The 14037-nt window shown below is 65.3% G+C and carries 12 protein-coding genes; 4 read left to right on the top strand and 8 right to left on the bottom strand.

Translation table 11 applies throughout. From position 1 onward, the window contains the following. The first annotated feature begins 2 nt into the window (after positions 1-2). The 4 genes from purF to GWG67_RS00595 all read left to right on the top strand — a co-directional run bounded on the left by purF (position 3) and on the right by GWG67_RS00595 (position 5008). Positions 3-1508: an amidophosphoribosyltransferase gene (gene purF / locus GWG67_RS00580; RefSeq protein ID WP_007609288.1), complete on the top strand. Its 1506-nt coding sequence runs from the start codon at positions 3-5 to the stop codon at positions 1506-1508. 136 nt (positions 1509-1644) lie between these two features. Further along, positions 1645-2385, top strand: coding sequence for an SDR family NAD(P)-dependent oxidoreductase (locus GWG67_RS00585; RefSeq protein ID WP_275167229.1), 741 nt, complete (start codon positions 1645-1647; stop codon positions 2383-2385). Between the two features lie 77 nt (positions 2386-2462). Next, complete coding sequence (locus GWG67_RS00590; RefSeq protein ID WP_275167231.1) at positions 2463-3611, top strand: hypothetical protein; 1149 nt, start codon at positions 2463-2465, stop codon at positions 3609-3611. A gap of 170 nt (positions 3612-3781) precedes the next feature. Then, positions 3782-5008: an ABC transporter substrate-binding protein gene (locus tag GWG67_RS00595; protein ID WP_275167232.1), complete on the top strand. Its 1227-nt coding sequence runs from the start codon at positions 3782-3784 to the stop codon at positions 5006-5008. Between the two features lie 112 nt (positions 5009-5120). Here GWG67_RS00595 and GWG67_RS00600 read toward each other — a convergent pair whose 3' ends face one another. The 8 genes from GWG67_RS00600 to GWG67_RS00635 form a co-directional block, all read right to left on the bottom strand. Continuing rightward, entirely contained in the window at positions 5121-6377 is a 1257-nt protein-coding gene (locus GWG67_RS00600) for a TCR/Tet family MFS transporter (protein WP_275167233.1), read from the bottom strand. Then, the gene (gene der, locus GWG67_RS00605; protein WP_275167235.1) at positions 6374-7756 is read right to left on the bottom strand and encodes a ribosome biogenesis GTPase Der; all 1383 of its coding nucleotides are present in this window, start codon (positions 7754-7756) and stop codon (positions 6374-6376) included. The genes GWG67_RS00600 and der overlap by 4 nt, the downstream gene beginning before the upstream one ends. 48 nt (positions 7757-7804) lie before the next feature. Beyond that, positions 7805-8353, bottom strand: a complete 549-nt coding sequence (locus GWG67_RS00610) for a hypothetical protein (RefSeq protein ID WP_275167236.1) — start codon at positions 8351-8353, stop codon at positions 7805-7807. A 26-nt stretch (positions 8354-8379) separates the two neighbouring features. Further along, a complete protein-coding gene (locus GWG67_RS00615; protein WP_275167237.1) occupies positions 8380-9033 on the bottom strand; it encodes a tetratricopeptide repeat protein in 654 nt (217 codons plus the stop codon). Positions 9034-9200: 167 nt separating this feature from the next. Beyond that, positions 9201-10793 (bottom strand): class I adenylate-forming enzyme family protein, encoded by a 1593-nt coding sequence (locus tag GWG67_RS00620; RefSeq protein WP_275167238.1) that lies wholly within the window; start codon positions 10791-10793, stop codon positions 9201-9203. Between the two features lie 73 nt (positions 10794-10866). After that, positions 10867-11451, bottom strand: coding sequence for an NnrU family protein (locus GWG67_RS00625; RefSeq protein WP_275167239.1), 585 nt, complete (start codon positions 11449-11451; stop codon positions 10867-10869). Positions 11452-11522: 71 nt separating this feature from the next. Next, positions 11523-12101, bottom strand: a complete 579-nt coding sequence (locus GWG67_RS00630) for a hypothetical protein (RefSeq protein WP_275167240.1) — start codon at positions 12099-12101, stop codon at positions 11523-11525. Positions 12102-12312: 211 nt separating this feature from the next. Further along, entirely contained in the window at positions 12313-13932 is a 1620-nt protein-coding gene (locus GWG67_RS00635) for a peptide chain release factor 3 (RefSeq protein WP_275167242.1), read from the bottom strand. Positions 13933-14037: the final 105 nt, after the last annotated feature.

Here is a 14037-nt window from a genome sequence, read left to right on the forward strand (position 1 = left end):
AGATGCGAAATCCTGACCAGGACGCCCTACTTGATCTCGGCCCGGCCGCGCTGGAACTTCAAGACGATCTGGAGGGGGATACGCTGCGCGAGGAATGCGGCGTCTTTGGCATCTACGGCCACCCCGATGCCGCCGCCATCACGGCGCTCGGCCTCCACGCCCTTCAGCACCGCGGCCAGGAAGCCGCCGGCATCGTCTCCTATGACGGCGGCCGCTTTCATTCCGAACGCCGCCTCGGTCTCGTCGGCGACACCTTCTCCCGCCGCGAGGTGATCGACCGCCTGCCCGGCACAATGGCAGTCGGCCATGTCCGCTATTCCACCACGGGCGCGACCATCCTGCGCAACGTGCAGCCGCTGTTCGCCGAACTGAATGCCGGCGGCCTTGCTGTCGCCCACAACGGCAACCTCACCAACGGCCTGACGCTGCGCCGCGAGCTCGTGAAGAACGGCGCGATGATGCAGTCGACCACCGACACCGAGGTGATCCTGCATCTGGTCGCGCGCTCCAGGCGCAGCCGCTTCATCGAGCGCTATATCGACGCGCTGCGCGAGATCGAGGGCGCCTATGCGCTGGTGTCGCTGACCAACAAGAAGCTGGTCGGCGCGCGCGATCCGCGCGGCATCCGCCCGCTGGTGCTCGGCGAACTCGATGGTTGCCCGATCCTGACCTCCGAGACCTGCGCCCTCGACATCATCGGCGCACGCTTCGTCCGCGACATCGAGCCCGGCGAGGTGATCGTGTTCGACGAGAACGGTCAGGACATTCACAAGCCGTTCCCGCCGATCGCGCCGCGGCCCTGCATCTTCGAGTACATCTACTTCTCCCGTCCGGACTCCATCGTCCACGGACGCTCGGTCTACGAGGTGCGCAAGGCCTTCGGTGCCCAGCTCGCGCGCGAGAGCCACGTGCCGGTCGACGTCGTGGTGCCGGTGCCGGATTCCGGCGTGCCCGCGGCGGTCGGCTACAGCCAGCATTCCGGCATCCCGTTCGAACTCGGCATCATCCGCAACCATTATGTCGGCCGCACCTTCATCCAGCCGACGCAGGCGATCCGCGAATCCGGCGTACGCATGAAGCATTCGGCCAACCGCGCCGCGATCGAAGGCAAGCGCATCATCCTGATCGACGATTCGCTGGTGCGCGGCACCACCTCGAAGAAGATCGTGCGCATGATGCGCGATGCCGGCGCCAAGGAAGTGCATTTCCGCCTCGCCTCGCCGCCGATCCTCTATCCCGACTATTACGGCATCGACCTACCGGACCGCGGTGGTCTTCTTGCGGCGACACATTCGCTCGAAGAGATGCGCGAGATCATCGGCGCCGACTCGCTCGCCTTCCTGTCGATCGACGGCATGTACCGCGCCATGGGCGAGCCCGGCCGCGACCCCGCCAATCCGAAATTCTCGGATCATTGTTTCACCGGGGCCTATCCGACCCACCTCACCGACCAGACCCAGACCGAGCAGCAGCCCCGGCAATTGTCGCTGCTGGCAGAGGCGAGCTGACGGCGCAGCCGTCATCCCGGGCGGTCCGCAGGATTGTCTTGCAACCTCTGGATTGCGGGTTCGATGCTTCGCATCACCCCGGAATGACGGCGTATTGGGGGCTTGTCCCGGCCATCTACGCCTGTAAAACCCCGCCATGACAAATCCCCTCGCCAACCGCATCGCTCTCGTCACCGGCGCCTCGCGCGGCATCGGTTTTGCCACGGCCAAGGCGCTGGCCAAGGCCGGCGCGCATATCGTCGCCGTGGCGCGCACGCAGGGCGGGCTGGAAGAGCTCGACGACGAGATCCGCAAGGACGGCGGCACCGCAACCCTCGTGCCGCTCAACCTCACCGATTCCGACGGCATCGCGCGGCTCGGTGCTGGCCTGCACGAACGCTACGGCAAGCTCGACATCCTCGTCGGCAATGCCGGCGTGCTTGGCCCCTCCTCGCCGATCGGCCATATCGAGCTGAAGGCCTTCACCGATGTGATGGCGGTCAACGTTTCCGCGAACTTCCAGCTGATCCGCTGCATGGAGCCGCTGCTGAAGCAGTCCGACGCGGGCCGGGCCGTGTTCGTCACTTCAGGCGCTGCCAACAAAGCCACCGCCTATGTCAGCCCCTACGCCGCCTCCAAGGCGGCGCTGGAAACGCTGGCGCGCGCCTGGGCGCAGGAGACCGCGAATACCAAGCTGCGCGTCAACCTGTTCAATCCCGGCCCCGTCCGCACCCGCATGCGCGCGACGCTGATGCCGGGCGAGGATCCGGCGACGCTGGATACAGCCGAGCAGGTCGCCGAATTGATCGTGCCGATGTGCGCGCCTGATTGGACCGAGACCGGCAAGTTCTACGACTACGAGAGCCGCAGCCTGATGAGCTTCCGCTCGCCGGCCTGATTGACTTGACGGCCTCCCCGCGATTGACTGCCCGCGCTCAAGCGGCAGCAAGCTGCAGGCCAAAAAGGGAGGTTGCCATGGCGTCATGGCGGAATCGCGCAGGCTCAACGAATGCGCTCGCAAATGTCTCTCGCGTCCTCTCCGTCCTGATCGCGGCTATCGCGTTTGCGCTTCCGGGCGCGGCTATCGCCAGCGATGTCCCGACCTTCGCGGTCGATGCTTCCTGGCCGAAGCCGTTGCCGAACAACTGGATCCTCGGTCAGGTCGGCGGCATCACCGTCGACTGGCAGGGCCACATCTGGGTGATCCATCGGCCGCGCTCGCTCACCGACGACGAGAAAGGCGCGAGCCTCACCCCGCCGCGCTCGAAATGCTGCGTCTCGGCGCCGCCGGTGCTCGAATTCGACAGCGACGGCAATCTGCTGCGATCGTGGGGCGGCGCGGGCGAAGGCTATGAATGGGTCGGCCGCGAGCACGGCATCGAGGTCGACGAGCGCGGCTTCGTCTGGGTCGGCGGCAATGCCGACAACGACAACGCTATCCTGAAATTCACGCTCGACGGCAAGTTCGTCGCCCAGATCGGCAAGATCGCGCCGAGCCTCGGCAGCAGCGACACGACGCAGCTCGGCAAGCCCGCCGAGACCGCGATCGACAAGGCTGCCAACGAAATCTACGTCGCCGACGGCTACGGCAACCGCCGCGTCATCGTCTTCGACGCGACCACTCTCGCCTACAAGCGGCATTGGGGCGCCTACGGCAACAAGCCCGACGACACCAAGCAGGCGGCGTACGATCCCAAAGCGCCGGTGTCGCAGCAGTTCGGCAATCCCGTCCATTGCGTAAAGCTCGCCAATGACGGTCTCGTCTACGTCTGCGACCGCATCAACAACCGCATCCAGGTGTTCAGGAAGGACGGCACCTTCGTGAAGGAGTTCTTTTTCGAGAAGAACACGCTTGGCAACGGCGCGGTGTGGGACATCGCGATCTGGCCCGATCCGAAGCAGACCTGGCTGCTCAGCGCGGACGGCGAAAACAACGAGATCAGGGTCATCAAGCGCGAGGACGGCAGCGTGGCCGGAAGCTTCGGGCACAGCGGCCGCAACGCCGGACAATTCCACTGGGTGCATGCCATGGCGATCGACGCCAAGGGTAACGTCTATACCGCCGAGGTCGACACCGGAAAGCGCATCCAGAAATTCAAGCTGACGTCGGACGCGCTGAAATAGCGTCTCGACGCATTTTGCCCAAAAGTTAACGGAGGGATGACGCTCCGACTCAGCGTCATCCGGCTTTAGGCGCATTGCCGCCGGCCGTGGGACACGGTAGAGCCATCAGCCGGAACAAGGCTCCCATCCAAGAGAGCTGTCCGCATGTTTGACAATGGAGGAAACCTTTTATGACGACGACGTTCGCGCGCCGCTCCGCGGCCCTTCTGGCCTGTGCCGCCTTCGGTTTTGCCACATCCGCCTACGCCCAGGACAAGACCGTCAAGATCGGCGTGCTCAACGACATGTCCAGCCTCTATGCCGACATCGGCGGCCCGAACTCCGTGGTCGCGATCAAGATGGCGGTCGAGGATTCCGGCCTGCTCAAGAAGGGCTGGAAGATCGACGTGCTGAGCGGCGACCACCAGAACAAGCCCGACATCGGCGTTAACATCGCCCGGCAATGGATCGACAACGACAAGGTCGATGCGATCGCGGACACGCCGAGCTCCGGCGTGGCGCTCGCGGTGAGCAACCTCGTCAAGGAGAAGAATGCGGTGCTGCTCAATTCGGGCGCCGCCACCGCGGACCTCACGGGTAAGGCCTGCACACCGAACACGGTCTCCTATACTTACGACACCTACATGCTCGCCAACGGCACCGGCAAGGCGTTGACCAAGGCCGGCGGCGACAGCTGGTTCTTCCTCACCGCCGACTACGCGTTCGGACATGCGTTGGAGCGCGATACCAGCGCCGTCGTGACCGCCAATGGCGGCAAGGTGCTCGGTGGTGTCAAGCATCCGCTCAACACCGCAGACTTCTCCTCCTTCCTGCTGCAGGCCCAGTCGTCGAAATCAAAGATCGTCGGTCTCGCCAACGCCGGCGGCGACACCACCAATGCGATCAAGCAGGCCGCCGAGTTCGGCATTGTGCAGGGCGGGCAGAAGCTCGCGGCGCTGCTGCTGTTCATCAACGACGTGCATTCGCTGGGTCTGAAGACCGCCCAGGGCCTGACCTTCACGGAATCCTTCTACTGGGACATGAACGACCAGACCCGCGCCTGGTCGAAGCGCTTCTCGGCGCTGGCCAGCAAGAATGCGATGCCCTCCATGACCCAGGCCGGCAATTACGCGATGGTGCTGCATTATCTGAAGGCGATGGACGCGCTCGGCGGCAACCCGCATGACGGTGCCAAGGTCGTCGCCAAGATGAAGGAGCTGCCGACCGACGACCCGCTGTTCGGCAACGGCCCGCTGCGCGCGGACGGGCGCCGCCTCATCCCGGCCTATCTGTTCGAGGTGAAGAAGCCCGAAGAATCGAAGGGACCGTGGGACTACTACAAGCAGATCGCCACGATCGCGGCGGAAGACGCGGCCAAGCCGCTCAAGGACAGCGAGTGCCCGCTGGTGAAGAAGTAAGAAGTCGTAGGGTGGGTTAGCTCTGCGGCTGCGCAAAGCGCAGTCCGCAGGGCGTAACCCACCTCTTCTCGCGCGTCGGACAAGGTGGCGGATTACGCTTCGCTAATCCGCCCTACGGTTCTGATCTCGCCGCTCCCAGCGCCCGCACCGCGATCGCCACGCACGCCACCATCAGGACCGCCGCGAGCAGGAACGGCGCCCCGGGCAGCTGCCATGGCGCGCTGGCGCCGATGAAGTATGAAAACGTCAGCGTGAACAGGAACGGGCCGACGAGCTGCGACACGCTCTGCACGCTCGCGGTCGCGCCCTGCAACTGGCCCTGCTGATCGGGCGCGACCAGGCGCGTCATCAGTGATTGCATGGCGGCGCCGGAGATGCCCCACAGCGACATCACGGGAATGCCGATCCAGAACAGCGGCCCGGTCGGCGCCGCGCCGAAGATCACGAAGCCGATCGCGCCACAGCATAGGCCCATCAACAAGGCGTTGCGCTCGCCGAGCACGCGCACGATCGGGCCGATCGCGAGCCCCTGCACCACCATGGCGCAGATGCCGACCATCGCCAGCGTCAACCCCACGGTTTTCGAATCCCAGCCGTAGCGATAGGTGGCGTAGAGCACGAAGGTCGAGGGAAGCACGACATGCGCGACCTGCGCGATGAAGTTGACGACGGACAACGCAGCGAGCACCGCGTTGGAACGCAGCAGGCGGAGCGCACCGAGCGGATTGGCGCTCCTCCAGCGGAACGGCGCACGCTTGTCCGGCGCCAGCGATTCCGGCAGGACGAAGAGCCCATAGAGCGCGTTGGCAAAGCTCAGGGCCGCCGAGGCCCAGAATGGCAGGCGCGGATCGATATCACCGAGCAGGCCGCCCAGCGCCGGGCCCAGCACGAAGCCGGCGCCGAACGCAGCCCCAATCCGGCCGAACACCGCCGCGCGCCGCTCCGGCGGAGTGATGTCGGCGATATAGGCAAAGGCGGTCGAGATGCTCGCCGAGGTAATGCCCGAGATGACGCGGCCGATGAACAGCCAGAGCAGCGACGGCGCCAGCGCCATCAGCACGTAGTCGGCCGCGAGCCCGAAATTCGACAGCAGCACCACCGGCCGCCGCCCGAAGCGATCCGACAGCGCGCCGAGCACCGGCGAGAACACGAACTGCATCAGCGCCCAGGCGGTGCCGAACAGGCCGAAGATGCGGGCCGCATGCGCCGTGTCGTTGTCGACGAAGCTCTCGATCAGTTTTGGCAGGATCGGCATGATCACGCCGAGCGCGAGCATGTCGAGCAGGATGGTGACGAAGATGAAGGCGACCGCACCGCGCCGGACCGGCGCTGCGCCCTGCGCCATCGCCTCGCCGGCATCGTTGCTCACGACGGCCGCTTGCGCTTATGGGCGAACGGATTGGCCTTCTCGCGCAGGGTGATGCGCACCGGCGTACCCGGTAGCTCGAAGGCCTCACGCAGCGAATTGGTGAGATATCGCAGATAGGACTGCGGCACCGCGTCTGCGCGCGAGCAGAACAGCACGAAGCTCGGCGGGCGCGCCTTGGTCTGCGTGATGTAATTCAGCTTGAGGCGTCGGCCGGACACGGCCGGCGGCGGATTGGCCTGGACCGCCTCCTCGAACCAGCGGTTCAGCGCCGCCGTCGACACACGCCTGTTCCAAAGCGCATAGGCATCCTGGATCGCCTGCATCAATCGATCGATGCCCTCGCCCATCAAGCCGGAGACGGCGACGATCGGCACGCCCTTGATCTGCGGCAGCAAGTGATCGGCATCGCGGCGCAGGTTCGAGATCGCACCGCCGCCCTTGCTCTCCATCAGGTCCCATTTGTTGACGGCGAGCACGACGGCGCGACCCTCGCGCTCGATCAGGTCGGCGATGCGAAGATCCTGCTCTTCGAAGCGGTTCTGCGCATCCATCATCACCACGACGACTTCGGCAAAGCGCACCGCGCGCAGTGCGTCGGCGACCGAGAGCTTCTCGAGCTTCTCCTCGATCCGCGAGCGCCGGCGCAGACCTGCGGTGTCGAACACGCGAAACTCGCGGCCCTTCCAGTTGATTTCGACTGCGATGGAATCCCGCGTGGTGCCGGCCTCCGGGCTCGTCAGCAGACGCTCCTCGCCCAGCAGATGATTGATCATCGTCGACTTGCCGGCGTTGGGCCGGCCGACGATCGCGACCCGGATCGGACGCGTGGCGGCCTCTTCCTCGGTCAGCGGCTCGTCATCTTCGAACTCATCCTCCTCCACCGGCTCCGGCATCAGCACCCTAAGAGCGTCGTAGAGCTCACCCATGCCCTCGCCGTGCTCGGCCGAGATCTGGATGGGATCGCCGAGGCCGAGCGCGAAAGCCTCCATCGCGCCGGCATCGCCATGCTTGCCTTCGCTCTTGTTGGCGACGAGCAGCACCGGCTTGTTGGCCTTGCGGGCGAAATCGGCGAAGGCGCGATCGTTGGGCGTGAGGCCCATACGGGCATCGATCACGAAGAACAGCGCGTCGGCCTGTGCGATCGCGGCCTCCGTCTGCTCCTGCATGCGGGCGGTCAGCGAACCCTTGGCACCTTCATCGAGGCCGGCGGTGTCGATGATCGTGAAGTCGAGATCGCCGAGCCTGGCCTCGCCCTCGCGGCGGTCGCGGGTGACGCCGGGCAGATCATCGACAAGCGCGAGCTTCTGCCCGACGAGGCGGTTGAACAGCGTCGACTTGCCGACATTGGGCCGGCCGATAATGGCAATCTTAAAGGACATGGGTCATTCGTGCGCTGCCGGAGCCGCGCCTGTCAATGAAATGAAAAATCAGCGCGAGAAGCTGCCGCTCGGCATCGGCGCCGGGAAGGCGCCCTGCGTTTGCTGCTGGGTGGTCTGGGTCGGCTGCGCCTGCTGGACAGGCTGATCGGGCGGCGGCGCGGTGGTGCGCTTGCGCACGATCTTCTGCCTGGGCGGCGGAGTGGCCGCGGGCGGTGCGGCCTCGGGCTGGGCCTCGCCATCGACTTCGCCGGCGGGCGCCTCAGATGGCGCGACGGCCGCGCTGGCCGGCTGCCTGGTCTTTTTCGCCTTGGCGCCCTTCGCCGGCTTCGGCTCGGGCTGGGGCTCCACAGGCAAGGCCACGACGGCGGGTCCGTTCGGATCGGGCTGTTGCTGCGCGCCCTTGTACATATCCTTGGGCACACCCTGCTCGAGGCCCGGCACGCCTTCCGGGAACACCGGCTTACGGTCGCCCGGCAGCTTCTTCTTGGTATCGAGGAAGTCGAGCATGTCGCTCGGATCGAAGCTGGAGCAACCGCCCAGCACGCCCGTGAAGGCGATCAGGACGGCGGCTGCGATCAAGCGTGGCGTGCGGCGCATATCGGTATCTCGTCTCAGCTCTCGGCTCAGCTCTTCGCGACGGGCGGCAGCAGGGCCTGCAGCGCCTCGGCGCGTGAGCGCAAGCCGGGCGGCGTTTCGCCATCCTCGGCAATTGCGTCGAGCCATTTGCGGGCGGCAGTCATGTCGTTGTTGCGCCAGGCCGACAGCGCCAGCATTTCGCGGGCGGTATGACGGAAGGTCGATTTGGGCGCGGTGGAGGCTTCCAGCCGCTGCTGCATGTCGGCATAGCCGGCGCTGTCGAGCAGGAGACCGGCCGCGCGAATCTTTGCCAGATCCTGCCACTCGCCGCCCACGCTGCGGTCGGCGGCGATGTCGTCATACAGCTTGGCGCCTGCCTTGGGATCGCGGGCTGCCGCCTCGGCCGCGGCACGCAGCCGCGCCAGGGTGCGATAGCCCGAGGGAGCCTTGGCTGCGAGCTCGGTGAAGGCCGCCTCGGCCTCCGCATGCTTGTCCTGCTCGGACAGCTCGGCGGCCTTTTCGAAGGCGGCGCCGGCCTCGGCAGCCTTCTTGGCCTCCACATACTGGTAAGCGCGCCAGCCACCCAGGGCGGCGACGATCAGCACCATCAGGGCGATGAAGACAATCGAATACTTGTCCCACAGCTTCTTGAGCTGTTCGCGACGTACTTCCTCGTCGACTTCGTCAAATAATTCAGACACTTATGCTAATCCCATGCCCGTCCGGGTGCGCGCGCCAAAGCGTTCGCGTCAGGAATCCCGTCCCCCACGTGGCGGCGGGGTACCCTAACGATATGGCGGTGGCAAGGCAAAGCGAGCCCGATCAAGGCGTTAACCACCGGGACAGCCCGGAGAGACGCCTCGCCGGGTCAGGCTCCCAACAGCTCCCGCAGCCGCCGCTTCAGCACCTTGCCATTGGCATTGCGCGGCAGCGGCTCCGCGGTGATCACCATCGTTTCCGGGACCTTGTAGTCGGACAACCGCTCCGCGCACCAGGCGCGCAAGGCCTCGCTGTCCACCGGCGCGCGCGTCACCACCACGGCGTGGACGCGCTCGCCCAGCACCGGGCACGCCTTGGCGACGATCGCGCTCTCGACCACGGCGGGATGGCCGGCCAGCACGGATTCGACCTCGGCCGAATAGATCTTCAGGCCACCGCGATTGATCATGTCCTTCTGCCGGTCGAACACCCGGACATATCCTTCCGTGTCGACCGAGCCGAGATCGCCGGAATGCCAGAACCCGCTGGTGAAGCTTTCGGCCGTTGCTTTTGGATTATTCCAATAGCCCTTGATCACGGAGGCACTCTGGATCCAGAGCTCACCGATTTCGCCAGGCGGCAGCTCACGCCCGTCCGCCCCCATTGCCAGGATGCGCGCACCCGGACACGGCAGGCCGACGCTGTCGATATGGCTCGCCGTCAACTCGCCCGGCATGATCGTGGACGGCGACGTGGTCTCGGTCGCGCCGTAGCAGTTCGCAAGCTGGAGGCCGGGAATGATCGCCTTGAGCTTCTCGATGGTGGCGACCGGCATTGGGGCACCGCCAAAGCCTCCGATACGCCAGCTCGACAGATCGTAGCTCTCGAAATCGGGCTGGAGCAGGCAGAGATTGTACATCGCCGGCACCATCACCGTATAGGTGACGCGCTCGCGCGCGGCGAGCTTGAGATATTCGCCGGCCTTGAACTCCGGCATGATGATCAGCGCGCCGCCGCAGCAGATCATCGTCGTGATGTTGGCGACGACGCCCGTGACGTGGCCGAGCGGCACTGCCGCGATCGAAAGGTCGGCTTGCGTCAATTGCAGGCAGGACACGAAGATCATCGAGGAATGGACGATGTTGCAATGGGCCAGCATCGCGCCTTTCGGCTTGCCGGTCGTCCCCGAGGTGTAGAGGATCATCGCGGTGTCCTCCTCGCTCGTCTCGACCGGCGCCGCGGCCGGCGCGTTGTCGACGAGCACAGCGAAATGCGACAGAGCCGGATCGTAATCGACGGCGATGCGATGGACCATTTCGGGCACATCCCGTGCATCCGGCAGCCGCTCCGCAAGTGCCGCCTCGTGGATCAGGATTTTGGCACCGCAGTCGGCGAGCACATAGGCGATTTCCGGCTTCTGCTGCCGCGTGCTGAGCAGCACCGTGACAAGCCCCTCATGCGCGGCAGCGAACAGCAGCAGCGGAAATTCGACGCGGTTGCCGAGCAGGATCGCGACACGATCGCCCCGCTGCAATCCGAGCTTGCGAAATCCCGCCGCGATCCGCGCAGCCTGCTCCGCGGCCTGCCGCCAGCTCAGCCGGACATCGCCCGAGATCAGCGCTTCGCCGTCGGGATTGCGCGCGCAGGCATCTGCGATCATGGCCCATATGCTCACGGGGCGGTCGGCGAAGGCCGGCACCACGCGATCGCCAAAGCGCGTCTCGAGCCGCATCGGCGGGATCTGAGAATGCGACCAGTCCATCGGGATGCCCTCGGCTTGTTGCTCTTGTTACCTTCCGCGCATGGGCATGCCGGTGCTGTCTTGTGCTGATCGGCTAGCCGCCGATCACGGGAACACCGATCACGACCGGATGGAACGCAAACGCCAGCGCCAGATATGCGACGATTCCAACCACGATCGCGATCAGATCGTTGGTGACCCCGCCCACCGGAATCGGCGGACCGCCACCATCGGTGCGACGCTTCAGCGTGATGCGATCATATACCGCCCAGCCGAGGAAGGAGCCGAACAGGATGATGGAGCCGAGGTCACCATTGGCCAGAAGATGCGCCGCCGCCCACAGCTTGATGCCGGCCAGCATCGGATGCTTCAGCGTCGCATAGATGCGGCCGCGCAGATAGGACGCAACCACCAGGATGACCGCGGGCAGCATCAGCGCGAGCGTGATGTGCTTCAGCGCCTTCGGCGGATACCAGACGTCGATCCAGCCCGTCGCACGATAATGCGCGAAGCCCCAGATGATCAACGCGAGCCCCGCGAGCGAGGCAAGCGAATAGAGGATCTTGTAGGTCCCCTCGCCCAGCCTCGCGATGGCCTGCGCGCGCGCCTCGCGTTTCGTCGTGAACACATGCGCCGTAAAAAACAGCGCAAGCCCCAGGATCATGACCAGCAGACCCACGAGATTCTCCCCTCAACCAGCGCCCCAGCCCATGGCGTATCATCGATTGGCCGCGGGTCGCAACTGATGGGCTACTTGCCGATCTGGCGATTGTCGACATACCGGATCGCGATCGGCCGCCCGGCGAGGGCGCCGCCAAGACTGCCGGTGAATTTCAGCGGCAGGCAGGCTTTCAGCGATGAATTGATCGCATTGAGATAGGTGGTTCTCGTCTCGGCGGGCACGCCCGCGGTCGCAAAGGTCAGGCGCGGCGGGCCGATCAGGCCGCCCGACTTGTTGAAGCTGAAACGCACGGCCATCTGCATGCCCGCGCGCGCATTGTCCGATGGCGGCGACCAGCAGCTGCGCAGCTCGGCGAAGAGGTCGCCGATCGTATCGAGATCGTGATCCGGCTTTTGATATTTGCCGCGATCCGCCTCCGGTGGCACGCTTTGGATCGTGAGCTGGAGGTTCTGGCCGTAGGGATAGTCGATCTCGGGAATACAGGGACCAGGCTCGAGCGGGCTGCAATAGGACGGCGTGCAGGGCCTGCCGTCGAGCACGCTGCACGGCTCGTGCGAAAACGGAATCGGGTTGATTTGCCGCGGCCGCGCGTCGGCGGCGATCGTCGAGATCGCCAGCAGGAGGAAAACAAGGATGCCGCGCCACATGACCAGAACGTGGCATCGCCGGAGAAGCCGTCAAGCCCGCAAGCGTTCACATGCTCGCGCGTACACGCGGTGTCGTCGTCCGACTTGACCGGACGACCCAGTATTCCAGAGGCGTTTGTGATTGAGCCGAGAGGCTGCGGCGTGCTGGATGCCCCGCTTTCGCGGAGCATGACAGCGGGGGGAGTGGCTGCAGAACGGGCGAAGCCCCACCCTACCCCTTCTTCTTGACGTCCTTGACGTTGGTGAACTCGATGCCCTCGGCCCGTTCCCTGGTGTAGCCGAGATAGAACTCGTTCCGCGCCAGATAGACGGGATCCCCGTCGACATCATCGGCGATGCTGGAGGTGTTGGCCGCGATGAAGGTATCGAGCTTCTTGCGGTCGTCCGAAGAGACCCAGCGCGCAAGCTGGAACTCGCTGATCTCGAATTCGACCGGCAGGGAATATTCCGCATCCAGCCGCGCCTTGAGCACGTCGAGCTGGAGTGCGCCGACGACGCCAACCAGCGCGGGCGCGCCGTCGCGCGGGCGGAACACCTGCACAACGCCCTCTTCCGACATCTGCTGAAGCGCTTCCTTCAGCTTCTTCGCCTTCATCGCATCGGTGAGACGCACGCGGCGGACGATTTCCGGCGCGAAGCTCGGCACGCCAACGAAGTTGAAATCCTCACCGTCGGTCAGTGTATCGCCGATGCGAAGCGTGCCGTGATTGGGAATGCCGACGACGTCGCCGGCATAGGCTTCGTCCGCGACCGAACGGTCCTGCGCGAAGAAGAATTGCGGGCTGGACAGCGGCATGCTCTTGCCGGTGCGCACCAGCTTCGCCTTCATGCCGCGGCTCAGCTTGCCGGAGCACAGCCGCGCGAAGGCGATGCGGTCGCGGTGGTTGGGATCCATGTTGGCCTGGATCTTGAACACGAAGGCGCTCATGCGCGGGTCGGTGGCTTCGACCTTGCGCTGGTCGCTCTCCTGCGCGCGCGGCTCGGGCGCGAACTTGCCGAGCCCCTGCAGCAGGTCGCCGACGCCGAAATTGCGTAGCGCGCTGCCGAAATAAACCGGCGTCAGATGGCCCTCGCGAAACGCTTCGAGCTCGAACGGTTTTGAAGCCGCGGTGACGAGCTCGAGCTCGTCCTTGACCGCCGACACGTCGAGATTGGCGTTGAGCTTTCCGAGCTCGGCGATCTCGATCTGCTGCGCCGCGCCGGTCTTGGCGCCGCCGCCTTCGAGCAGGCGCACGCCGCCATTGACGACGTCGTAGGTCCCGAGGAAATCGCGGCCGCGGCCGACAGGCCAGGTCATTGGCGTGGTATCGAGCGCCAGCGTCTTCTCGATCTCGTCGAGGAGCTCGAACACGTCGCGGCTCTCGCGGTCCATCTTGTTGATGAAGGTGATGATCGGGATGTCGCGAAGACGACACACCTCGAACAGCTTTCGCGTCCGCGCCTCGATGCCCTTGGCGGCGTCGATCACCATGACGGCGGAATCGACCGCCGTGAGCGTGCGATAGGTGTCTTCCGAAAAGTCCTCGTGGCCCGGCGTGTCCAGCAGGTTGAACACGAGGCCCTCGAACTCGAAGGTCATGACCGAGGTCACGACAGAGATGCCGCGCTCGCGCTCGATCTTCATCCAGTCCGAACGCGTATTGCGCCGCTCGCCCTTGGCCTTGACTTGGCCGGCCAGATTGATGGCGCCACCGAACAGCAGCAGCTTTTCGGTCAGCGTGGTCTTGCCGGCGTCCGGATGCGAGATGATCGCAAAGGTACGCCGCCGCGACACTTCAGCGGCAAGCGAGGAACGGGCCGTCGATTCGGCTGTGGTGGCGATGTCGGACATTGCGGCAGCGTTTGGCAGGGAAAATGAGCCTGATCAAGCCTCATCTGGTGATTGCGGAGCCTTCCGGCCAGCCCCATATCGGGCTTGGGTTGGGAGGACGGCCTT

Source organism: Bradyrhizobium sp. CSS354 (genome assembly GCF_029051725.1).
Lineage (GTDB): Bacteria > Pseudomonadota > Alphaproteobacteria > Rhizobiales > Xanthobacteraceae > Bradyrhizobium.

Coding starts and splice junctions, on each gene's coding strand:
- GWG67_RS00595 (WP_275167232.1), top strand. CDS start 3,782: ATGACGACGACGTTCGCGCGCCGCTCCGCGGCCCTTCTGGCCTGTGCC.
- GWG67_RS00585 (WP_275167229.1), top strand. CDS start 1,645: ATGACAAATCCCCTCGCCAACCGCATCGCTCTCGTCACCGGCGCCTCG.
- der (WP_275167235.1), bottom strand. CDS start 7,756: ATGTCCTTTAAGATTGCCATTATCGGCCGGCCCAATGTCGGCAAGTCG.
- GWG67_RS00590 (WP_275167231.1), top strand. CDS start 2,463: ATGGCGTCATGGCGGAATCGCGCAGGCTCAACGAATGCGCTCGCAAAT.
- GWG67_RS00610 (WP_275167236.1), bottom strand. CDS start 8,353: ATGCGCCGCACGCCACGCTTGATCGCAGCCGCCGTCCTGATCGCCTTC.
- purF (WP_007609288.1), top strand. CDS start 3: ATGCGAAATCCTGACCAGGACGCCCTACTTGATCTCGGCCCGGCCGCG.
- GWG67_RS00635 (WP_275167242.1), bottom strand. CDS start 13,932: ATGTCCGACATCGCCACCACAGCCGAATCGACGGCCCGTTCCTCGCTT.
- GWG67_RS00630 (WP_275167240.1), bottom strand. CDS start 12,101: ATGTGGCGCGGCATCCTTGTTTTCCTCCTGCTGGCGATCTCGACGATC.
- GWG67_RS00620 (WP_275167238.1), bottom strand. CDS start 10,793: ATGGACTGGTCGCATTCTCAGATCCCGCCGATGCGGCTCGAGACGCGC.